This is a genomic window from Streptomyces sp. NPDC097107, assembly GCF_044762405.1.
Classification (GTDB): domain Bacteria; phylum Actinomycetota; class Actinomycetes; order Streptomycetales; family Streptomycetaceae; genus Streptomyces; species Streptomyces thinghirensis.
Genome location: NZ_JBIWEF010000009.1, coordinates 1 through 21836, shown reverse-complemented (window position 1 = coordinate 21836; position 21836 = coordinate 1). Strand labels below are relative to the sequence as shown.

Here is a 21836-nt window from a genome sequence, read left to right as displayed (position 1 = left end):
CACCCTCGCCTGTCCGGTGCTGGTCCTGGGCCGGCCCCGTCACCGCCCTGGTCATCGCCGCCATGGCCGTCGAGGAAGGCCGCGACGCCTGGCAGGGCAGGGGCTGTTGCGCTCCCACGTCCGCGGTGGCGCCCCGTCCACCGGCACGACCGCCCCCGACGCCGTCGACCCGAGCGAGAGCCGCACAGGCGTGGTTCTGGGCGCGCTGGTCATGATCCTTACGCAGCTCGTCCGGGTTGCGATCATGACGATGACGCCGGTCCACATGCACGGCCACGGCCACGGCACCGCCGCCTGCGGACTCGTCATCGCCATCCACATCGGCGCCATGTACCTGCCCTCGCCGCTGACAGGCTGGCTCGTCGACCGCTACGGCCGTATGAAGGTCGCCGCCGCTTCCGGCGTCACTCTCCTGGCCGCCGGTGGCGTCTTGGCCTTGGGCTTCTTGTTCGGCAGCGAGAGCCGGAAGACCTTGTGCCACGCGGAGACCACCTGCTTGGGCAGCGGCCCGGTGACGTACTCCAGCTCGTACTTGTCGAACAGCGCGCGCACCTTCACCGCGACCTCGGCGTACCGGTTGCTCGGCAGGTCCGGGAACAGGTGGTGCTCGATCTGGTGTGACAGGTTGCCGGTCATGAAGTGCATGGCCTTGCTGCCGCTGATGTTCGCCGAGCCCATCATCTGGCGCAGATACCACTGGCCGCGCGTCTCGCCCTTGATCGACCGGCGCTCGAAGACCTGTACGCCCGCGGGGAAGTGTCCGCACATGATCACTGAGTGGGACCAGAGGTTGCGGACCAGGTTCGCGGTGAACGTGGCGGCGAGTGTGGGGAGGAACGACGGGCCGGACAGCAGCGGGTGGATGACGTAGTCCTTGAGCACCTGCTTGCGGATCTTGCGGCCCACGGCCCTGGCCTGCGCGCGGAACTCCGGGGTCTGGCGGCGGTGCTTGCTGAGGTTCTTGCCGAGCTCCAGGTCGTAGGCTGCGATGCCGTACTCGAAGAAGCAGGCGTTGATGAAGTTCCACAGTGGCTGGCCGAGGTGGAACGGGTGCCACTTTTGGTCCTCGTCGACGCGCATGATGCCGTAGCCGAGGTCGTTGTCCTTGCCGATCACGTTGGTGTAGGTGTGGTGCAGCTCGTTGTGCGCGTGCTTCCACTGGTCGGCCGGCGAGACGTGATCCCACTCCCAGGTGGTGGAGTGGATCTTCGGATCGCGCATCCAGTCCCACTGGCCGTGCAGGACGTTGTGGCCGATCTCCATGTTGTCGATGATCTTTGCCACGGACAGCCCGGCAGTGCCGAGCAGCCACGCGGGCGGGAAGATTGAGAACAGCAGCACGCCCCTGCTGACCAGCTCGAGCTTGCGCTGTGCGGAGATGACCTTGCGGATGTAGGCGGCGTCTTTCTCGCCGCGGCTGGCGATCACCTCGTCGCGGATCGCGTCCAGCTCGCGGCCGAGCTCCTCGATCTGCTCCGCGGTCAGGTGGGCGGTGGGGTCGATGGAGGTCAAGGTGCTCCTACCGTTCGATGTCGCAGGGGCCCGCCGCGGCGGACACGCAGGTCTGGATGAGGACGCCCGGCCCGGCCTCGGTGATCTCGCCGGTGCGCAGGTCGCGGACGGCGCCCGCCGTGAGCGGCGTGACGCAGCCGAAGCAGATGCCCATCCGGCACCCGGAGGGCATGAGTACACCGGCCTCCTCGCCGATGTCCAGCAACGGCGTGGCGCCGTCCGCGTCGGCGGTCTTGCCGGTGGCGCTGAACGTGACCTCGCCGCCCTCGCCGGCGACGACGATGCCGGGGCGGAAGCGTTCGGTGTGCAGGCGCTCTTGTACGCCGTGCCCGGTCCAGTGCTCCTCGGCGGCGTCGAGCAGGCCCGCGGGCCCGCAAGCCCAGGTCTCGCGCTCGGCCCAGTCGGGCACGAGTGCGTCGAGACGGGCGATGTCGAGCATGCCGTCCGTGTCGGTGTGCACCTCGGTGAGCCGCAGCTTCTTGTCCGCGACCAGGCCGTGCAGTTCGCTGCGGAAGATCACGTCCTGTGGCTGTGGCGCGCAGTGGACCATGACGACGTCGTCGAACTCGGTGTCGCGCAGCATGCCCATCACGGGTGTGATGCCGCTGCCGGCCGTCAGGTAGAGCACCTTGGCGGGCTTGGCCTGCGGCAGCACGAAGTCACCCGTCGGCTGGCCGAGCTGGATCAGCGTGCCCGGTTTCGCCCTGCGGACCAGGTAGTTGCTGACTTTGCCGTCCGGGATCGCCTTTACGGTGATCGTCACGCGGCCGTCCTGGCGGTTTGCCGGCGAGGTGATGGAGTAGGCACGCCACAGGCGCACCCCGTCGACGTCGACCCCGATCCGCACGTACTGACCGGCTGTGTGGCCGCGCCAGCCCCGTCCAGGCCTGATCACGATTGTCGTGGCGTCACTCGTCTCGGGGCGCACGGCCTCGATGCGCCCACGCAGGTCAGCGCCCGCACGCAGCGGGCTGACCAGGTCGAGGTAGTCCGACGGCAGCAGCGGAGTCGTGACCATCTCCAGCAGTTTCCACGCCCTGCTGCGGAGGGCTGTACTCGTCATGACTTCAGCTTGCTGTGCCTCAAGGCGTAAAGTCCTGTCCGCAGGATGTAAATCTGGTCGGCTGAATTGTTCACAGGGAACAAAACGTGAGCCATGCGATCCGGAGGGCCGGCGAACTGGCTTTGGATGAGGCGACGGTCACCGCGCTGCGGGCCGCGCTGAAGACCACCGCCGACGAGGTCGTCCAGGCGATCATCGACGAGGTCCCTCCCTACGCCAACGCCCTCTCCGGCCGCATGGGCGCCACCATCCGCCGAGCCGTCCGAACCGCCCTGGGGCACTACCTGGACCTCGCGAGCGGGAACGCCACAGGCGGCGACGCCGGTGACGCAGCCTACGAGCTGGGCCGCGGCGAGGTGCGCGACGGCCGTTCGATGGACGCCCTGCTCAGCGCCTACCGCGTCGGCGCCCGCGTGGCCTGGCGATGCCTGGCAGCGGGCGCCGTACCCGCAGGTCTGCCCGCCGCCGAGGTCGCCAAGTTCGCCGAGCTGACCTTCGCCTACATCGACGAGCTCTCCGCCGCGAGTGCCGCTGGCCACGCCGACGAACTGGCCGCCCGGGGCAGGGCCCACGAGCGCAACCTGGAACACCTGGCCCGTGACCTCCTCGCCGGCGCGAGCCCGGACGTGCTGCTGGCCTCTGTCCAACGGGCCGGATGGCAGGCTCCGGTCTCGCTGACCGCGGTCCTGCTGCCCGCCGCCCAGACCCGGCCTGCCTACCGCGCGCTCGACCCGAGCACCCTCGTCCTCGACGACCTGCCGGACGCCACCGGTGTGCTGCTCGTCCCCGATGCCGACCGATCACATCTCTTGCGGCAGCTGACCGACCGCACCGCCGTGGTCGGCCCGGCCCGGCCATGGACTCGTGCGTCCGCCTCGTACGCACGAGCCGTACGCGCGCGCTCCCTCTCCCCTGATATTCGCGATACCGAGGACCACCTGCCCGAGCTGGTGCTGAGCGCCGACGTGGACGCCTTCGCAGACCTGCGTGCCCGAGCCCTCGCACCGTTGCGGGCCTTGCCTGTCGCGACCGCACGGCGGCTGGAGGAGACGCTGCGGGCATGGCTGCTGCACCAGGGCAGGCGGGACGAGGTGGCGGCGGCGTTGTTCGTCCATCCCCAGACGGTCCGGTACCGGATGTCGCAGCTGCGGGAGGTGTTTCCGGATCTCGCATCGCCGCACCGGGTCCTTGAACTGACGCTGGCGGTCGGTCTTCGGGTCAGCTGACGCGTACTCGGTGATACTTGCACACCAAGACGCTTCGGCCCGAAGTGTTGCTCTCCCGTCCGGGTGGCGCTGCTGTGCGGGCGGGGAGCAGGCGTAGCGGCGTGAGCCGCACAGGGATCCAGCGCCGGCCGCAGGCCAAGCGGTGGACCGGTAAACGGCTTCGGACGGAAGGGCCACCACCGCTCGCGCCCGGCGGTTCCGTGGTGCGATACGCCAGGCACGCGTCCCGGAGCCCTCGATGAGCGAACAGCCGGCCACCACGGACACGGCCCGCCAGCAGTTGGAGCCCGCGGCCGCCGATGCGGTCGGCGCTTATGCGGCCAAGACCCGCGAGAACGCCGACCAGCTCGCCGCCGTCCTCGAAGACATCGCCACCAACGGCCTGCCCTCGGTGGAGGACTGCACGCCGTGGGAGGACCTGCGCGAGATCCACCTCGCCCGGCTCACCCGCCAGCTGGAAGTGACGAAGTGTGCCAGCGCCTGCCAGTTCCCGTCTTCACCCAGGCGGCGGCCATCGGCTCCACCGACTTGCGCCCGCTGTCCAGCAGCACTACTACCGCTGAAGCACGAAGCTCCAAGTCACAGCCACCACCTGATGTCTCCGCGGAACCAGTGGCGGTTCACCACCCGGCCCGGGGGAGCGCTTCAGCAGGGGGATCGTATTACGAGTTCTTTGATGAGGTATCAAGGAGGAAGCACGGAATGTCGGCGTGCCGGGCCAGCAGGAACTCGCCCAGGGACTTGCCGATCTGGTCCAGAACGAGATTGGCGGACCCACTCGGGGTGAAGTAGCCCTTGAGGACGAAGGAGATCCCGTTGATCGACGGCTGCTCGTACCGCTCGACAGTGTCTCCGCCATCAAGTCCCAGGAGCCTGCACAGTTCGCAGGTCGTCAGATAGGAGGCGAGCCAGGGGTAGGCCGCCGGGTCGCTGACCCACACGCCCAGGTTGGCGTCAGCCCCCTTGTCCCCGGCGCGAGCGTGTATGACGTCACCCAGCGGTCGGCGAACCGTGGGACCGTATGCACCGGGCCACGTGGGCCGGGTGGTGGGGCCAGCGGGCTGACCGGTGAACGCCCGGCAGCGCGGAGGCGGGGCGATGTCCAGGATGCGTCCATCCGGGAGGTGGACCCGGTGCTGAACCACACTTTGTGGTACCAACGCCGCGGTGTAGTCGATCCGCGCCTGAGGAGTGTCGGAGAAGACACGAGTGATCTCCGTGTAGAAGCCGGGAATACTACCGAGCCAGTACGATGCGAACTGGGCGAGGAAGCGGCGGACGGTCTCTTCCGATCCTGCTGCCACCGCGAGTTGCACGGGGACGGTGGCCTCCCACTGATCGCGCGGATCCTCCACCTGCCGACCGCAGACGAAGAAGCGCAGCTCGTCGAGCTCGTGGTCCTGAGCTGCGAGCGATGCCTGGGCTTCCAGAACGGCCACCTTCTCGTCGATCCGCAGTCCGGTGGGAAAGACCCACATCGCGCCTCGATAGCCGGCCTTGTGGTGGATGTTCACTTTGGTGGTGGGAGAGGGGGCGCTCCCACGGGCCCCGAAGATGCGTACGCGGTCAGGCGCCACCTGGCTGAGTGACACCGAGTTCACGTGCCAGTTCGCGTCAGGGTTGAGGTAAACGGGGCCCTGGATCTCGTACATCAGTTGGGCGGTGACGGTGTCTACGGTCACGGACCCACCTTCCGAAGCCCTCTTGGTGATGACCGAGCTGCCGTCTTCGGCGATCTCCGCGATCGGGAACCCGGGCAGAACGTTGTGGCGCAGTCTGGTGAATCCGGAGAAGTTCCCTCCCGTTGCCTGCGGGCCGCACTCGAGGATGTGGCCGGCGGCGATGGCCCCGGCGATCTTGTTCAGTTCGCTGTGGTTCCAGCCGTGCCACCATGCGGCAGGGCCGGTGACCATGGAGGCGTCCGCCACCCGTCCGGTGATCACGATGTCCGCGCCCTCGTCCAGAGCCGTCTTGATGCCCCAGCCGCCCAGGTAGGCGTTGACCGCCAGCATGTCGGAGACGGGTGGTGCCGGGCAGGCTCCGGTGTCCATGTCGGTCAGCTGTCCGCCGTGGACCATCGCGGCAGCCCGGTCGCTGAGGTCGTCACCGCTGACGTATGCGACACGCAGAGGCAGGCGCTGCTCGGCCGTGGCGCTACAGATCACCTCGGCCAGGCCTTTGGGGTTGAAGACGCCGGCGTTCGTTATGATCTTGACGCCCTTGCGCGCTACGGAGGCCAACTCCGGCAGCAGTTGATCCAGGAAATGCTGTGAGTAGAAGTCCTTCCTGTCCTGCGGGCGATTCAGGAACTTGGCGATCACCATGGACTCGAAGGCCTCAGTCATCGAGTCGCCGAACATCACATCTACGGCCTCGCCATGCAGGGCCTGAGCGAAGGCGTCAAACCTATCGCCCATCGATCCGCTGAAGTTCGCTATGCGCACGGGGCGTTTCGACGTCATGGAGCCACCCTTCTTGATCGAGTCAACGTGCAGTGGTCCGCAGGTGGGCTGCCTGCGTTCGGCCTACTCGCACCGGCCACGCCTCGCTTCTCGTACGGTCTTCTGTCGACTCGGTTTCCGGCGTCTTCTGGTACGCGCAGCCGGATCTCGCTGCGTTCTGGAGAGGTCCGTTTCCCGTAGGTGCATCGGGTCTCGCCGGGGAGCCCGCTCACCGGCGCGTCGGCAGAGTGGTGGCACAACGGCGTGCCGAATAGGTGCCGTTCGTGTGCGGCGAATGGTTTCTGCCGCATCCCCTCACCAGGCGGTGAACTTAGTGAGGAATACCCCTGCGCACAAGGGAGTGACAGGGGCGTGCGATGTCATGTGAATCCGGCCGTTGGCGCTGGATGCGCCTACCAATCCAGGCGACCCGCGCCTGCATGCGGCCATGATGCCTCCGGTCAACGGCAATTCAGGATGCTTTGCCTGACGCCGGGGCCTTGGCCGCGGGGAGCGAAAGCGGCGCCCCGGTGGCCCCAGGCGCGCGACGAGGTGCTCACTGCGCTACCGCACGCCCTTGTCATGCGCCTTCAAAAGCCAGGGGCACGAGGGCACGGTTTCACGTGGCGCCGCACCCGGATGGGCACTTCCGGTGATCACCGCGGATGCCACCGACACTTCTGCGAAAGCGCCAGTTCCCTCCATGGGGGAGCGACCTCGCTACGGTCTGTCCGGTTCCGTTCAGCAGAAGGGAGAATCCATTGAACAGATCGAGGGTTTCTGATTGCCAAGACCTTGCCGGTCGCGTGGCGCTGGTGACAGGCGGAGGGAAAGGAGTCGGGGCATCCATCAGCCGCCGATTGGCAGGGCGTGGAGCCCATGTAATTCTCAACTACTTCCATTCGTCGGCCGCCGCCGAAGGCACGCTGATGGCGATCCGGGCGGCCGGAGGTTCCGTGCGTTCCGTACGCGCGAGCGTCGCCAAACCCGAGCAGGTCGCCTCGATGTTCGAGGATATCAAAGAGAGAGAGGGGAGACTGGACATACTGGTCAACAACGCCGCACGCGGAGTGCTTGCCCCGTACGGGGAGCTGACCGAGCGTGACTGGGAACTGGCCTTCGCCACAAACGTGCACGGGCCTCGCGTCTGCGCCCTCCGAGCCGTACCCATGTTGGCAGAGAGCGACGAGGCGTCCATCGTCAACGTCTCGTCCATCGGCGCCGGCATGGCTATGGACAACTACATGCTGGTCGGAGTCTGCAAAGCGGCCCTGGAGGGGCTGACGCGCTACCTGGCCGCTGACCTGGGGCCGTACGGCATCAGGGTGAACACCGCCTCCGCCGGACTGCTGGAGAACGACACGGCGAAGCTGTTCCCCGAAGCGCAGGCGCTCAGGGACACGTGCACTGCAGCCGCTCCGCTCGGCCGGCTCGGCACCGAAGAGGAGCTGGCTCAACTGGTGGTGTTCCTGGCCTCTCCCCAGGCCAGTTGGATCTCAGGCCAGTCCTACCTCGCCGACGGAGGGCTGTCCGTCGGACGAGCCATGCTCACCCCGAAGGCCTTCGTGGCGCCGCAAGGACGCGGGAAGTGACCGGCAACTCCCCCCACCGGTCGGCCGCAGTCGAGGACGTCCGACCAGCGGCGGCGAACGACAGCCTGGCAGCCATGCCGTGCCCGGACCGCCAGCCGTTCCGGCGCCGGCACGCCGACTCCCCACCAGGGCGGCGCAGCGGAGCCTTCGCAGCGAGCCCCCCGGTGGCAGCACGCCCGAGAAACCAGACCCGACGCACAGGAGGAAACACTCGTGACTTCCCGAACTGCTTTCTTGTTCCCTGGCCAGGGGGCATATGTGCCGGGCATCCTCGGTGAATGGGCTGAGCACTTCCCCACTGCGGCCCGGACTCTGCAGACCGTGGACGAAATTGCGGCCGAGCACGGCCTGGAGCCGGTCACCCCCCTGTTGCTGGAGAGGGGATCCCCGTCCTTGGACGAGCTTCTCTCACAGAGGAGCGACGTGGTGGACCTCGCCATTTACGCCACAGATGCGGTCGCCTTCGAACTGCTCAGCGAACTGGGTGTGCGCGCCGACGTGCTGGTGGGACACAGCTTCGGTGAGTTCGCGGCATTGTCGGCGGCCGGCGCCGTCTCCGTCGTCGACGTGGCACGGCTTGCCTGCCTTCGCATCGAGGCACCCCGTCGGGTCGATCCTCCCGAAGGCGGCCTGGTAGCGCTGAGCGTGTCCGCCGGCCGCGCCGGCCACCTTGTGGCACTACTCGACGAACCGCATTTGTGCGTTGCGATCGACAACGGACCGGACCAGAGCGTGCTGTCCGGGCCGGCTTCTTGCCTGGCGGACGTCGAGAAGCTGGCCGCGAGTCTCGACATTCGCGCCACCCGGTTGCGGGCCAGGTACGCCTTCCACAATCCGCTCATGTACGAAGCGGCGGACCTGTTCACCAGGACGGCCTCGGATGTGCCCCTGCACGAGCCCAGAATCCCCGTGTTCTCGCCCACACTGGGACGCTTCGTGCGGTCGGTCACGGATGTTCGCGAAGTGATCCACCGCAACCTCGTCACGCCAGTGCACTTCTACGACGCCCTGCTCACCCTCTTCCGGGAGGGAACCAGGGTGTTCGTCGAGACGGGAGCACGCAGCGCACTGACCAAGATCGTGCGAGCGTCGCTGCCCTCCGCGGTCTCGGCGGTGCCGCTGCTGCCGAGTCGTGGCCGCCCCCTTGAGCTACTCAAGGAGCTGGACGCTGCCGGCGTCCCCTTCGCCTGGCCGCGGGACGACGACCCTGCTACGGCCCCCACCACCCCGGCCCGCGAGACAGTGCGCCCGGATCCGAGGACAGCGGCAGGGCCGCCCGACCGCTCGGTGCTCATGGCAGAGCTGGTCGGGATGTACGCCGAGGAACTCGGCTTCCCCGAGGAAATGCTGACACCGGACATCGACCTCGAGGCGGACCTCGGCGTGGACTCGGTCAAGCAGATCGCGCTGTTCGAGCGCGTCCGTCGGCAGTACGGGCTTCCGGAGTTGCCGTCTCAGCGGCGAATCCAGGCCACCACGCTGGAAGAGCTCGCCGGACTCGTGGAGGAGCTCCGCCCATGACGTCACGGAGCCGTCAGGATCAGCTGATCGCGGTGGTCGGAATGGGTGTGGCCGTACCGGGAGCATCGTGTCCCGACGAGGTCTGGGAACTGCTCAACGGCACCCGCGATGTGTTCAGCGAACCCGGAGAGCGGTTTCGGTTGGCCGACTTCTGGTCGGCCGACCCCCAGGCACCCGATCGTACCTATGCACGCCGGGCCGGCTACCTGCACGAACTGCGGCTCCATCACGCACTGCAAGGGGAGGAAAGGGACGGCGCCGGATCACACGGCGATCAGGCTGTGCGCTGGCTGCGGCATTCCCTGCTGCAGGCACGGGAGGGGGTCCTGATCGACGCCGCCTACCGTTGCGGCGTCTACGCCGGAGCCTGGCCGGGCGGAAGCCAGAGCCTCGTGCAGACCATGCTGTCACACACGGTCTCCCGCCTCGTCACCGAAGGACGGGAGAGGGAAGAGGTACAGGCAGCCCTACTGGAGCACTATCGGTACGCGGTGCCTTTGGAGGAGGCAGCGCCCATATCCGCCCTCCGGGCGGCACTGGCCCGGCTTCCCGAACCAGTGGTGGAGTCCGTCCTCGTGGACACGGCGTGCGCCTCGTCGCTGTACGCGGTGGACCTCGGTGTCAAGGCCCTACTGGCGGGTGACTGCGACATCGCCTACTGCGGTGGCTTCCATGTGCTCGATCCCACCGCGTCAGTGATGTTCGCCAAACTGAATGGCCTGTCCAAAACCGATCGCGTGCGCGCCTTCACCAGCGCTGCCGACGGGACCGTGTTCAGTGACGGGGCGGCTGCGGTCACCTTGAAGACGCTTGAGCAGGCTGTCTCCGACAAGGACACCATTCACGGCGTCCTGAGCGGTTTCGGGGCCGCAGCCGACGGCCGCGGCAAGTCGATCTCGGCACCGAACACGACCGGACAGCGGCGCGCCATCCTGCGCGCACGGGCGGTCAGCGGACTCGGCCCCGAGGACATCGACTGGATCATCGCCCACGGAACGGGGACGCCGGCGGGCGACGGGGTGGAGTCACAGGTCATCTCGGATCTGGCCGCAGGCAGCGACCTGCTGTGCACAAGCAACAAGCCGGTCTTCGGACACACCGGGTGGGTGGCGGGGGTCTTCTCCCTCATCCACGCCCTACTGGGCCTCCGCAGGGAATGGATCCCCGGACAGGCCAACGGCCCCACTGAGGAAGAGCGTGCCGGCACACTGCCCCTCCACGTGCCGAGCAATGGCCGTCCGTTCCCGGCCGAGCCGCATCGCGCGCGTGTCGTCGGCGTCTCCGGATTCGGCTTCGGTGGCACCAACGCCCACCTGCTCGTCACAGATCGCCCGGATGACACCCCTCGGGTGCGCTCACAGCCGGCTGCCAGGCCGCGGTCCCAAGAACTGGCGTTGGTGGGTTGGAGCGCCCACCTGCCCGGGGGCCCGACGACCAGCCACGTGCGGGCATGGCTGCGCGACGAGGGCGCGTTGGTCGGCGCCCGCTTTCCACAGCCCTACCCTGCTCCGTCACCCGTTGAGGTACGGCTTTCCCGCCGCACCATCTCGGCGGTCGATCCGTGCCACCTGATGGCCTTGCAGGTGGCTGCACGCTTCGTGGAGGCGCATGGGGAGATATGGGCCGGCCTTACGGAGACCACTGGGGTGATCGCCGCACACACCGGGTTCCCGGCCATGCTGACGGGGGCTTCTCTGCGCTGCCACGCGCGGGATCTGACCCGAGCCCTCAACGGCTGCGACGATGCTCGCGCCGTCCGGCAGGCCGCTGACGGCTTGGCAACCTTGTTGCGGTCCACCCCTTCCTGCACCGAGGACTCACAGGCCGGAACGATGCCGAACGTCATCGCCTCACGTATCACGGCGCGCTACGACCTGCACGGCCCCACCATGTCGATCGACGCAGGTGTGGACAGCTCCCTCCTCGCCATCAAGACAGCCCATCACTATCTGCGCACGGGTGAACTGGACCTCGCGCTGGTACTCGCGGTCAACGGAAACGGTTCCTCCGAGAACGGCGCTCTGTTCGGGTGCGGCGATGCCGGCGTCGCTGAGGGGGCCTTTCTGCTCGCGTTGACCACGCCCCCCTCAGCGGAGGCACACGGGTGGCCGGTGATGGCCCGCCTTGCCCTGAACACCGTACCGGGGTCACCTCAGGGCCAGGCCCGCGAACCGCGCGAACGCAGTTACCTTGCTGCCGACCACGCGCTCGATGTCCTGCGCGCTGTCGAATGCGGGACACTTCCGTGCCGATTGCCGGGTGTTCAGAACGACACGGTGCTCATAGTCAACCCGAACGAAGAAGCCGAAAGGCGTCGCATCCAGGCAGGGCCCGCCGATGGAGAAAGTGGGGCAGCCGGCCCGCGTCGCGGACCAGTCGGCGCCAGCAGCGTCCAGAAGCGGGAGGCCCCGCGGCAGGGTGGGCAGGGACCACGGGAACAGTGGCTCACCGACCGGTACACCAGGGAGTTCATCCGCCAACCGCTCAAGACACACAAGACGGCCGTGCGTGCAGCTCTGCCCAGGCGAGGCGTCGTGCTCGTCGATTGCGCCGAGTCCGCGTCGCTGCTCCGGCCGGCCGTGGAGGACGCTGATGCGCTCCTCCTCACCCTGGCCGAGAGCGGTGAGGGACCGATGGACTCCGGGACGCTCGATGAGCGCTTCCCCGGCCTCAGCGAAGCGTCTCCTCACCTCACCGTGGTCTGTGACCTGGGCAAAACCGACCTCACAGGCTGCCTGGTCCTTCACGATGCACTCTTCCTCGTCACCCAACGCCTGTGGTCGAGATGGCAGCCCGACAGCTCCATGGTCGTGCTGCTCACCGGCTTGGAGGCGGGAACGTACCAGCACCCGCTCGTGGCTCTGTTCACCGGATTCGTCAAGAGCCTGCAGTGGGAGAACCCACAAGGGGCACTCCTCGTGCTCGCCACCGATGAGGCGGCCACGCCTGCCCTGCTGACCCGCGTCGGGCACGAGATGGCCTCGGACCGCCCCGTGCCGCCCCTCGTCTACTACTTCAAAGGCGACCGGCGGGTGGAGACGCTGCACCCCTCTCCGCTTCCGACGTCCTTCTCCGCCGCACCGTTCCCTGTGGAAGACGGCTCGATCGGTGTGGTTACGGGCGGCACCGGCGGCATCACCGAATGCCTGCTGACCACCTTGTCAGCGCATGCTCGACCCAAGCTCTGGCTACTCGGGCGCACCCGCGACATCCCCCTGCCCGACGAGGTGCTCTCAGCCCCGGACGACCAGCTCCCACGTCTGCGCAGTCAGCTCATGCGCCGACTCCGCGACGCGGATTCCGGCATGTCGACGCGCGCAATGGTCGCCCACGTCGACGAGATGATGCGGGCTCGCAACGCGCGCCGCGTGATCGAACGGCTCAGAAACCGGTTCGGTGCCGAGAAGGTGGAGTACGTCAGTTGCGACATGAGGGATCCCGCGGCTGTAGACGAGGCCATACGGCACGTGGTGAGCCGGGACGGCCGCGTCGACTTTGTCGTACACGCCGCAGGGCAGGTGGGGTCCACGGTCCTGGCGAAGAAGACGCTCGAGACCTTCCGTCGGGTCCGGGACACCAAGGTACTCGGCCACCATCATCTCAAGGCGGCACTGCGAGCAGCCCCGCCACGGCTCTGGTGCAATATCGGATCGCACTCGGGAGCGGCCGGTGTACCCGGCGACCCCGACTACGCCGCGGGAAACGCCTACCTGGAGGCGGCAGCGGAAGCCCTCGGGCCAACTGCCGAGATCACCATCGGTTTCGGCATGTGGGCTCAGGCCGGCATGGGTGCGGACCCCGTACTCCAGGAGCAGATAGCCCGCGATGCTCTGTTCACACCGATTCCGACCGCAGAGGGCACCGCTCAGTTCCTGAGCGAGTTCGGCGCGGCTCCGCTGCTGGCAGGGGCGTCAACCTACCTCGGCCGGAACGAGAAGGAGCGTCTGAGGAAGCAGCGACCGGGGCTGATCCAGCCGGATGCGGCAGACCCAAAGACCTTCCGTCAGCTTCCCTCATGGGCCGGCAGCCGCGTGTCGGGCCTCTCAGCGTCCGCGACCTGGGACATGGACGCCAGGGACGCATACCTCTTCGACCACCTCGTCCACGGTAAGCCCACGACACCGGCGACGTTCATGCTGGACATCGCCGCGCACGCCGCCGAACTGCTGGTGCCGGGGTCTCTCACGCGCGGGTTCCGGCAGGCCGAGTTCGAAAGGTTCATCAGGCCATACGCCGGGCGCACACACACCCCCCTGCGGATCAGGGCCCACGTATGCGGCGGACCCGTCGGCGACGACCGCACGGCCGCGGTCGAAGTGAGTATCCACTCCGACACGCTGGCTCCGGACGGACGTCTGCGGGAGGGCGCGCTCCGTCACTTCCGCGCTCTCGTGCTCGTCACGGGGGCGCCGGTGACCGCACCCTCTCACCGGGCGTCTAAGGACCCGTCGGGCGCCGCTTCGGTCGCCGACCCCTATGCCACCGACGACGGGCCTGTCTCTCTGCGCGGCATCTTCCGCAACCTGTCGCACTGCGAGGTCGGAACCGACGCCGTGTGCGGTCTGTGGACCCCCCGGCTCACGGGCCGGTCCTACCTCCGCAGCACCACCATCCCGCCCTTGCTCGTATGCGCCGCCCTGCGCACTGGCTCCCTGCGCCCGGGGTCGTCAGGCCACCAGCCCCTTCTGGTTCCGCGCTCCGTCGAGCGGCTCGACCTCTACGTCGAGGGTGCCAACGACCGGGAACTGCTGGCCCGGTACGGGCACACGCTCGGCGTGGGCGTGGACGGCGAAGGGATCTACCGGGCGTGGACCGCGGACGGCCGGCTCCTGTTGGAGGTCGCGGGTGTCCGGGCGATCGACATGGCCGGACCGCCCGGGTGAGCACGCCGCACCAAGTCCTGAGGCTGTGTCGACGGTGCGGCTACCGAGGAGAGGAAGCGGGAACACCATGAGGGACAGAGTCTGTGTGGTCACTGGCGCGTCGGCGGGAATCGGCAAGGAGATCGCTCGCGGTCTGGCCCGGCAGGAAGCGCGAGTGGCCATCGTGTGCCGCGACCCGGCCAGGGGCGCGGCGGCCGCGGCCGAGTTGCGCCTTGCCGCTCCCCGGACGGAAGTCAGCCTCTTTCTGGCCGACGTCTCCGTGCTCGGCGACGTCCGACGGCTCGCAGCCGAACTGCACGACGCATACGGGCGTGTGGACGTCCTGGTGAATAATGCGGGGACCCACGATCCCTACGCCGCCGTCAGCGCCGACGGGTTCGACAGAATGATCGCGACCAATCACTTGGGGCCGTTCCTCCTCACCCACTCGCTACTAGATCTCCTGGAGCGCGGCGCACCCTCGCGAGTGATCATGATCGCCTCCGAATCGCACCGCTTGGTCACCGGCATCGATCCGATGTCGTTCCATCAGCCTGGTTCGTACGGGCCGATCGGGTCCATGAGGGTGTACGCCCGCTCGAAGATGCTCTGCGTGCTTTTCGCCCAGGAGGCGGCGGAACGATGGCGGGACCGCGGCGTCAGAGCCACCTCGGTGTGCCCCGGGTTCGTTCTCACCGACATGTCCAGGAGCGCTCCGATCATCGCGCCCCTCTTCGCCGCGGGAGCCCGCACGCCTCTGGTGACCTCGCCGGCGGAGTCCGTGAAGGTGATTCTGCGCCTGGCCACCGACCCGGCCTTCGCGCACCGCGGAGGCGAATTCCATTCGACAGCCCTCGGGTTCGGCCTGTTACCGAAGGCCTTCCTGCGCTTCAACACCGGACTGCAGCGGGAGGTGTGGGAGCGCTCGAAGGAGCTGGTCTGCCTGCTGCCCGGTACGGTCACCGCTCCTGGACGCCCCGCCCACCGCCCCACGGCTTCTGATCCCGACAAAACAACGACTGGGGGAGACGACAATGGTTGAGCCGGGCCACAGCGGGGAGCGCGAAACCTCCGCGGATGAGACCTCTCGGCCACCACGACCAGAGGGCGCGGAGGCAGCGATGCGGCCGATCGACGGATGGACCCATCCGGGACCCCTGAGCGGCATGGACACCCTCTTCTGGCGCATGAGTGCACATGAACGACTGCGTGTGGAGGTCGTGTGGGTCTGGTTTCTCGACCAGACCCCCGAATGGGGGGCCTTTCTGTCCGGCTGCGACTGGATGACACGGGCGATGCCCCGGCTGCGGCATCGGGTCGACGAATCCGTCCTCCACATCGGTGTTCCCCACTGGTCACCGGATCCGGACTTCCGCCTCAGCAGGCACGTGCACCGGATGCGGCTGCCCGCACCGGGCGGGCTGCGCGAGCTGCTCGACCTGGTCGAATGGCGGGCGTCGGGCACCCTGGACCGAAGGCGTCCCCCGTGGGAGGCCACCCTGGTCGAGGGATACGCAGACGGCCGAGCCGCTGTCGTGCTGAAGTGGCACCACGCCATTGCTGACGCCCTCGGCATCCAGATCGCCATGCGCAACCTGCTGCCCCGCTCCCCTCGGATGCGGATGCCGTCGGTCCACGCATCGGTGCCCTCGCCGACCGACGGTAACCGTGTCCAATCCCGGAACCCGCTTCCGCGATTGGGGCGGACAGCCCGCTTCGCCCTGCAGGACGCCGGGACGCTGCTGACCGCGGCAGCGGGAGAATCGGTGCGCGCCATGCTCGCGTCCGACGAGGCCGGGGCGCGCCTGCGGCGCGCAGCGAGGAATCTGCGAAGCGTCGTTTCCCCGGTAGAACCCTCGCCACTGCTACGCCGACGCAGCCACGAACTCCACTACGGGCTGGTGTCGGTTCCGTTGCCGGGCCTCAGGGCGGCGGGGAAAAGAACCGGGGTTTCGGTCAACTCCGTTTTTGTGGCGGCGATACTCGGCGCCTTTCACGCGTACCACCGGCATCACGGCTTGGCACACGAGGCCATCCCCGTCATGCTGCCAGTCAGTATCCGCGAGCCCTCCCAGCCGGGCGCCGGCAACCACGTCGCGGCGATCCGGATCGCCGGCCACGTGGGGAATCTGACCCCGGTCGAACGGATGCTCACCGTCCACAACACCGTGAGCAGAGCCCGTCACGATTTGATGGACGGGCTCTACCCGATCCTGGCCGCCAACACCCGCTGGGTCCCACCGCCCCTCTTCGGGCTGGTCGCGCCCGTCCTTGCTCAGGGTGTCGATCTGGTGGTCACCGGTGTTCCCGGACTCGCCCAGGACACCTACGTGGCCGGTGCCCGCATCGTGGACGCGGTGCCCTGGGCTCCCCGAGGGCCGTCGGCCGCCAACATCACGACGGCTTCCCACGGCGATATGTGCGGCATCGGTGTCAACCTCGACCCTGCGGCGGTCACCGCCCCCGACCTGTTCCACCGGTGTCTCGAGCTCAGCTTCGAGGACGTGCTCACCGCACCGGGACGCTGATCCTCCCACGCAGCCGACAGTAGAGCGAGGGCCACTACGATGCAGGCACCGTTCGAGGCGCAGTTGCGAGCGGAGAGACTCAGGTTCATCGACACCGTCGCCGGCCTTTCTGAGGACGAGTTCAACAATGGATCCACGCTCTGCGCCGACTGGGCACCCCGGGACGTGCTGAGCCACGTCATCAGCGTGGACCGCGTGCACCTGCTCCTGGCCCACGGTCTGTGTCTGAACGCCGCGAACAAGGCCCAAAAGTCCTGGGGCCGGGCTCTCACCAGGCCGGAACTGATGCGGCGGGCGGACACATGGGGACGCGCTCCGAGCCTCTCCAGCCGCACGGCCGCCATGGTCGTACTGGGGGATCTCGCCATACACCACCAGGACATCCTGCGAGGCCTGGGCCGCACGCGGGACATCCCCGATCCTGTCTCCACCGCCATCTTCCGTGACGGACTGATGCTGAGCCTCTGGCTGAACGGGCGGGCTCTACGCTTCCGCCCCGTACCCAGCGACGGCCGCCCAGCGCGGGGACTCCCCACACTGGTGGGCGCGCCCGAGGTCCACGGTACGCGTGAGGCGCTGGGGATGTGGCTCGCGGGTCGTGACGCTACAGCCGGCGAATTGTCGTTCGTCTGAGCCATGCCTCATGGCGCGCCAAGACACCAGAGCCCGCAGGGCTGCCCCGTCCCGAGGAGGAGACATGCCCACAGAGGAACCGGCCGAGTCCAGAGTACTGGTCAACGGCGTCTCAACGCTCTATTACGAGGCAGGCACCGGCCCGGCGGTGCTGTTGCTGGCGGGCGTCGCGGAGGACGCCCGCAGTTGGTGGGAGGTCATGCAGGACCTCGCCCTGACCCATCGCGTTCTGGCGCTGTCCCTGCCAGGGCTCGGGGGGACAAGCCCCGTGGACGACCTGCGTCCTGGATCACTCGCCGCGTTCTCCGCGGCGTTCCTGGAAGTTCTCGGGGTGCGGGAGAGCATCGTGATCGGCCACTCCTTCGGCGGAGCCGTCGCAGCTTACATGGCCTTGGAACATCCGCGGCTCGTGTCCCGCCTCTGTCTGGTCGACGCCGCAGGGCTGGGCCGTGCGATCAACCCACTGCTGAGCAGCATCGCAGCTCTCCCCGCACCCGCCGCCGACCTGTTGGCGACCGTCGCGACCGCGCCCGGCATAGGTGCTCTGGCAGCCCTCTCGGCCAATGTGCTGCTGCGACAGCCCTGGCGTGTGCCATTGACGGTGTTGACAGCCCAGTTGCAGTTGACCCGCACCCGGCTGTCGGTGCGCACTTCCATCGAGATTCTCCGGGTGGGGGCCGGGCTGACCGGGCAGAAGCCGGAGTACGTCGTCCTGGACCGACTGCGGGACATCACAGTACCCGCGTTGGTCGTGTGGGGCCTCACCGATGTGCTGCTCCCGGTATCACAGGGAGCCCGGGCGGCCCGCCGTCTGCCCCACGGCAGGCTGGAGGTGATCCGCGGTGGTGGACACGTATGTTTCCTCGACTCCCACGAGGACTTCATGGCAGTGCTGAGCCCCTTCGTGCGAGACAGCATCGACCGGCCCCGCAAGTAGGCCCGCTCAGTATCCCTCCTGCCCGTAGCGGTGCTTGCGCGGCGTGAGCAGATGTCGATGACCGTAGCCAGATACAGCCAGGTGGAGCCGACGGCTATGTAGGTGATGTCGCCGCACCACTTGGCGTTCAGGGCATCCGCACTGAAGTCGCGCATCACCAGGTCCGGGGCGGGAGGAGCAGTCGTGTCCGCGATCGTGGTGCGCTTCTTGCGCCGCAGGTGGCGGCCGGCGATGCGGTTGATGCGCATCAGCCGGGCCACCCGCTTGCGGTTGATCCTCCGCCCGCGCAGGCGGAGTTCGGCGTGCACGCGCGGGGCGCCGTAGGCACCGTGGTGTTCGGCGTGGACGGCGCGGATCTCCGCGACCGCCAGTTCCTCGGCCGCCTGGCGCTCGGCGCGGGCCGACGCGGTGGCCTGATGCCGGTAGAAACCGGAGCGGGACACCCCAAGAACCCGGCACAGCCGCTGGATACCGAAGTCGGCACAGTGGTCGGAGATGAAGTCCCAGCGGCGGGTCCTCACTTCGCCTCCCGAGCGAAATAGGCGGCTGCCCGGCGCAGGATCCCTCGCTCCAGCTGCCACTCCTTCTCCGCCTTGAGCAGGCGGGCGTTCTCGTGTCGGCGTACTTGCCTATGCGCAAAGGTGCGTACGGATGAACGTGCAGAGCAAGTAGCCGCCCGCTGCGCTCATCGCCATGCGAGAGGATGGGGCGGTGGACCTTCGTTACTTCAATCAGACCGGCTGGACCGCGATCTTCAATGGCACCGAGACCGAGATCGGCCGCATGGTGCGGGTGGAGGCATGGGACCCGGCAACTGGGACGGCGCTTGTCGTCGACCCGAAGCGAGGCGCCATGCGTCCCGTCACGGAATACGAGGACTTCTCCCACCTCGAGAAGGCCGACCAGGTCGTAGCCGCAGTGCCTGGGGGCGGGTGGCGGGCCCACTGGAGAGACGAGGGCCCGGGGAATACCCCGCTCACGGAACAGGTACTCGCGTGGCTGATCACCTCGCAGGGCCGGGCAACGGCCATCACGATGGACGCTCACGGGCATGTTGACGATGCCGACAGTGCCGACGCCTTCATCCCGCCGGGCGAGGAGCTTGGCCAGGATTGAACTCCCGGATCAGGCGACTTCCGTCTCGCGTTCGATGGCTTTGAGGCGGTTCTTCAGCCGGTAGCTGGGACCGTTGATGGCGACGACTTCGCAGTGGTGCAGGAGGCGGTCGAGGATGGCGGTGGCGAGGACTTCGTCGCCGAAGACCTGGCCCCATTCGCTGAAGGTCTTGTTCGAAGTCAGGATAATGGAGCCCTTTTCGTAGCGCTTCGAGATGACCTGGAAGACCAGATTTGCCTCGGCGCGTTCGAGGGGCTGGTAGCCGACCTCATCGACCACGAGAACGCTCGGCCGCAGGTAGGAACCCAGTTTGCTGGTCAGACGTCCGGCTGCCTCGGCTGCCCTGAGGTTGCGGACCATGTCGTCGAGGCTGGTGAAGTAGATCGAGTAGCCGGCCCGGCAGGCCGCGACAGCCAGCGCGATCGCGATGTGGGTCTTGCCGACGCCGGGCGGCCCCAGCAGGGCGGCATTGGCCTTTGCTTCGACGAAGGACAGGGTGGCCAGGTCTTTGATCTTGCGCGGGTCGAGCTCGGGCTGGAACGAGAAGTCGTACTCATCGATCGTTTTGTGGTGCGGCAGCCGGGAAAGCCGCAGGCCCTGGCGGAAGCGGCGGTCGTCGCGGACGGCGAGTTCCTCGGAGAGGACCAGGTCGAGGAAGTCGAGGTAGCCCATCTTCCCCTCGTCCGCCCGCCGCGTGTAATCGTTGATGGTTTCCGCCAGGTGGGGCAGGCCGAGCTTGGTCGCCGTGGTGCGGTTGCCGGTCAGCTCGCTCAAGACGATTCCTTCGTCGCTCGGTTACTGGTGAAAGGGCGGGTCCCGGTCAGCTCGTCATAGACCGACAACGGTCGGCGGCCGACCTCGACGCGGGTCGCCGCAGCCCGGTTGAGGAGGGCTTGCAGCGGCCCGCTCTCCTCACCCGGGGGGGCGATCGTGACGCGGCCGGGGCAAGGCGTCGCCGGTGGTGGTCCGGCGTCCTTTGCCGGTGGGCAGGCCGTCCCAGTGCTGTTCTTCGACGACACGGACGCCGCGTCCGACCGCCCGTGGATGCATGGCAAGCAGCGTCTCGCCGGTGGAGTCGGCGATGGTGGAATGCAGCATGACCTGCGACTTCGTGGCCCTGATCTCCACCAGCTGACGCGGTCGGACCTTGCGGGCGGGGACGGAGTAGAGGTTCCCGCCGAAGGCGACCAGGCAGTCCTTGCCGACCGGCCGCAGATGACGTTCGGCCACCAGATACGGAGTGGGTGGCAACGGCTTGAGTGCCGCGTGGTCACGAACTGCCCGCTCACCGATGACCTGCTGGTGAGTCCGGTGCGTCTGGGTTCGTCGTTTCGGCACCCAGGCGGTGAACGCGGCGTCCATCTCCTCGATGCAGGAGAAGGCCCGGCCCGAGAGAACGTGGTCGCGGACGATCAGGACCTGGCGTTCGACGCGGCCCTTGCCCTGGGGCCGGTAGGCGGCCAGCACATCAATGTCGAAGTCGTAGTGGCCGGCGAACCCGACCGCCTCCGGATGCAGTGGAACCGCCTCACCCGGGGCAACGTGACGGCGCACGACCGTCTTGGTGCGGTCGTAGACGATCGTCATCGGGACCCCGTTGAAGTGGGCGAATGCCCGCCGATGGCAGTCGAAAAACGTCTGCAGGTCCAGGCTGGTGGTGAAGCAGCAGAACGGATCACGCGAGTACGACAGCACCATGTGGAAGGAGTAGACCTTCGGGATGCCCAGAGGGGCGAGGATCCTGCCCTCATCGCCCCAGTCCACCTGAGCCTGAGCACCCGGGATCACCTCGAACCTGCGATGCATCCCCGCCAGCTCCCGCGGAGCGATCCCCAGTTCCTCCGCGATCCTCGGGCGGGCCTCCTGCACGTAGAGCTTGACCCGTTGGTAGTTCCCGGTGAACCCGTACTCCGTGGCCAGCCGCTCGTGAATCACCGCGGCCTTCATCAGGATCTCCGCCCGCAGCATCGCGTCGATCAGCGGAGCGACCTCGTCGACCACCCGCTTGCGCGGCTGACCACTCGCCATCCGGCGTGGAGGCGCAGACGAGTCGGCAGACAAGTACTTGCTGACCGTCCGCCAGTTCAGCCCGGTCTCCTTGGCGACCTCCGACAGGCTCATCGCCCCGGACTCCACCAAACCGCGAAAACGCCGGAGCTCGAGCCAGCGCTGCGGGTCCAAGACCATGGCCCACCCCTCTCTGCGACCTTCGACAACAGGCAGCAGCGTGCCGGGGGCCGGCACTCAGCACATCAAGAACTCTGCACGTTCATCCGTACGCGGCTATGTGCGTTCACGTGTACGCCGACACTGGGCGACCGGAACTTCTCCTCCGCCGCACTGCTGAACCAGCTGGCCATCACCGGCGCCGATCTCCTCATACGCTGCAAGACGAACCGAAAGCT

The 21836-nt window shown here is 67.8% G+C and carries 13 protein-coding genes and 5 pseudogenes; 12 read left to right on the top strand and 6 right to left on the bottom strand.

Features of this window, described 5'->3' with window-relative positions; translation table 11 throughout:
- Nucleotides 1–20 precede the first annotated feature (20 nt).
- Nucleotides 21–215 (top strand): annotated as a pseudogene (locus ACIQ1J_RS21805) (hypothetical protein); the annotation flags it as partial.
- Nucleotides 173–436, top strand: a pseudogene (locus tag ACIQ1J_RS21800) (MFS transporter); the annotation flags it as partial. The pseudogenes ACIQ1J_RS21805 and ACIQ1J_RS21800, both read left to right, overlap by 43 nt.
- Here the strand turns inward: ACIQ1J_RS21800 and ACIQ1J_RS21795 are convergent.
- On the bottom strand, nucleotides 370–1512 hold the full coding sequence (locus ACIQ1J_RS21795) for a fatty acid desaturase family protein (RefSeq protein WP_403558877.1): 1143 nt from the start codon (nucleotides 1510–1512) through the stop codon (nucleotides 370–372). The pseudogene ACIQ1J_RS21800 and the gene ACIQ1J_RS21795 sit on opposite strands and share 67 nt — an antisense overlap.
- 7 nt (nucleotides 1513–1519) lie before the next feature.
- Nucleotides 1520–2575 carry a ferredoxin reductase gene (locus ACIQ1J_RS21790; protein WP_403558875.1) on the bottom strand — a complete coding sequence of 352 codons (1056 nt, stop codon included), beginning with the start codon at nucleotides 2573–2575 and terminating at the stop codon, nucleotides 1520–1522.
- Nucleotides 2576–2661: 86 nt separating this feature from the next.
- Between ACIQ1J_RS21790 and ACIQ1J_RS21785 the strand changes: the two genes are divergently transcribed.
- Both ACIQ1J_RS21785 and ACIQ1J_RS21780 read left to right on the top strand, forming a co-directional pair.
- A complete protein-coding gene (locus ACIQ1J_RS21785; protein ID WP_403558873.1) occupies nucleotides 2662–3801 on the top strand; it encodes a PucR family transcriptional regulator in 1140 nt (379 codons plus the stop codon).
- Between the two features lie 238 nt (nucleotides 3802–4039).
- Nucleotides 4040–4255 (top strand): annotated as a pseudogene (locus tag ACIQ1J_RS21780) (hypothetical protein); the annotation flags it as partial.
- A gap of 208 nt (nucleotides 4256–4463) precedes the next feature.
- Here the strand turns inward: ACIQ1J_RS21780 and ACIQ1J_RS21775 are convergent.
- A complete protein-coding gene (locus ACIQ1J_RS21775; protein WP_403558871.1) occupies nucleotides 4464–6263 on the bottom strand; it encodes an acyclic terpene utilization AtuA family protein in 1800 nt (599 codons plus the stop codon).
- Between the two features lie 644 nt (nucleotides 6264–6907).
- Between ACIQ1J_RS21775 and ACIQ1J_RS21770 the strand changes: the two genes are divergently transcribed.
- From ACIQ1J_RS21770 to ACIQ1J_RS21740, 7 genes are all read left to right on the top strand, one after another.
- Nucleotides 6908–7834 (top strand): SDR family oxidoreductase, encoded by a 927-nt coding sequence (locus ACIQ1J_RS21770; protein ID WP_403558869.1) that lies wholly within the window; start codon nucleotides 6908–6910, stop codon nucleotides 7832–7834.
- Nucleotides 7835–8047: 213 nt separating this feature from the next.
- Nucleotides 8048–9355 carry an acyltransferase domain-containing protein gene (locus tag ACIQ1J_RS21765; protein WP_403558867.1) on the top strand — a complete coding sequence of 436 codons (1308 nt, stop codon included), beginning with the start codon at nucleotides 8048–8050 and terminating at the stop codon, nucleotides 9353–9355.
- Nucleotides 9352–14238 (top strand): SDR family oxidoreductase, encoded by a 4887-nt coding sequence (locus ACIQ1J_RS21760; RefSeq protein WP_403558865.1) that lies wholly within the window; start codon nucleotides 9352–9354, stop codon nucleotides 14236–14238. Before ACIQ1J_RS21765 ends, ACIQ1J_RS21760 begins: the two co-directional genes overlap by 4 nt.
- Before the next feature lie 85 nt (nucleotides 14239–14323).
- Entirely contained in the window at nucleotides 14324–15259 is a 936-nt protein-coding gene (locus tag ACIQ1J_RS21755) for an SDR family NAD(P)-dependent oxidoreductase (RefSeq protein WP_403558863.1), read from the top strand.
- Between the two features lie 124 nt (nucleotides 15260–15383).
- The gene (locus ACIQ1J_RS21750; RefSeq protein WP_403558861.1) at nucleotides 15384–16745 is read left to right on the top strand and encodes a wax ester/triacylglycerol synthase domain-containing protein; all 1362 of its coding nucleotides are present in this window, start codon (nucleotides 15384–15386) and stop codon (nucleotides 16743–16745) included.
- 39 nt (nucleotides 16746–16784) lie between these two features.
- On the top strand, nucleotides 16785–17378 hold the full coding sequence (locus tag ACIQ1J_RS21745) for a maleylpyruvate isomerase family mycothiol-dependent enzyme (RefSeq protein WP_403558859.1): 594 nt from the start codon (nucleotides 16785–16787) through the stop codon (nucleotides 17376–17378).
- Between the two features lie 64 nt (nucleotides 17379–17442).
- On the top strand, nucleotides 17443–18315 hold the full coding sequence (locus tag ACIQ1J_RS21740) for an alpha/beta fold hydrolase (RefSeq protein WP_403558857.1): 873 nt from the start codon (nucleotides 17443–17445) through the stop codon (nucleotides 18313–18315).
- A 38-nt stretch (nucleotides 18316–18353) separates the two neighbouring features.
- Here ACIQ1J_RS21740 and ACIQ1J_RS21735 read toward each other — a convergent pair.
- A pseudogene (locus ACIQ1J_RS21735) lies at nucleotides 18354–18934 on the bottom strand (IS3 family transposase); the annotation flags it as partial.
- A gap of 92 nt (nucleotides 18935–19026) precedes the next feature.
- Here ACIQ1J_RS21735 and ACIQ1J_RS21730 point away from each other — a divergent pair.
- A complete protein-coding gene (locus tag ACIQ1J_RS21730) occupies nucleotides 19027–19431 on the top strand; it encodes a hypothetical protein (protein ID WP_403558855.1) in 405 nt (134 codons plus the stop codon).
- 9 nt (nucleotides 19432–19440) lie between these two features.
- Here the strand turns inward: ACIQ1J_RS21730 and istB are convergent, their stop codons facing one another.
- Both istB and istA read right to left on the bottom strand, forming a co-directional pair.
- Nucleotides 19441–20205: an IS21-like element helper ATPase IstB gene (gene istB, locus ACIQ1J_RS21725; RefSeq protein ID WP_403558853.1), complete on the bottom strand. Its 765-nt coding sequence runs from the start codon at nucleotides 20203–20205 to the stop codon at nucleotides 19441–19443.
- Nucleotides 20202–21618: pseudogene (gene istA / locus ACIQ1J_RS21720) on the bottom strand (IS21 family transposase). Before istA ends, istB begins: the two are co-directional and overlap by 4 nt.
- Nucleotides 21619–21836: the final 218 nt, after the last annotated feature.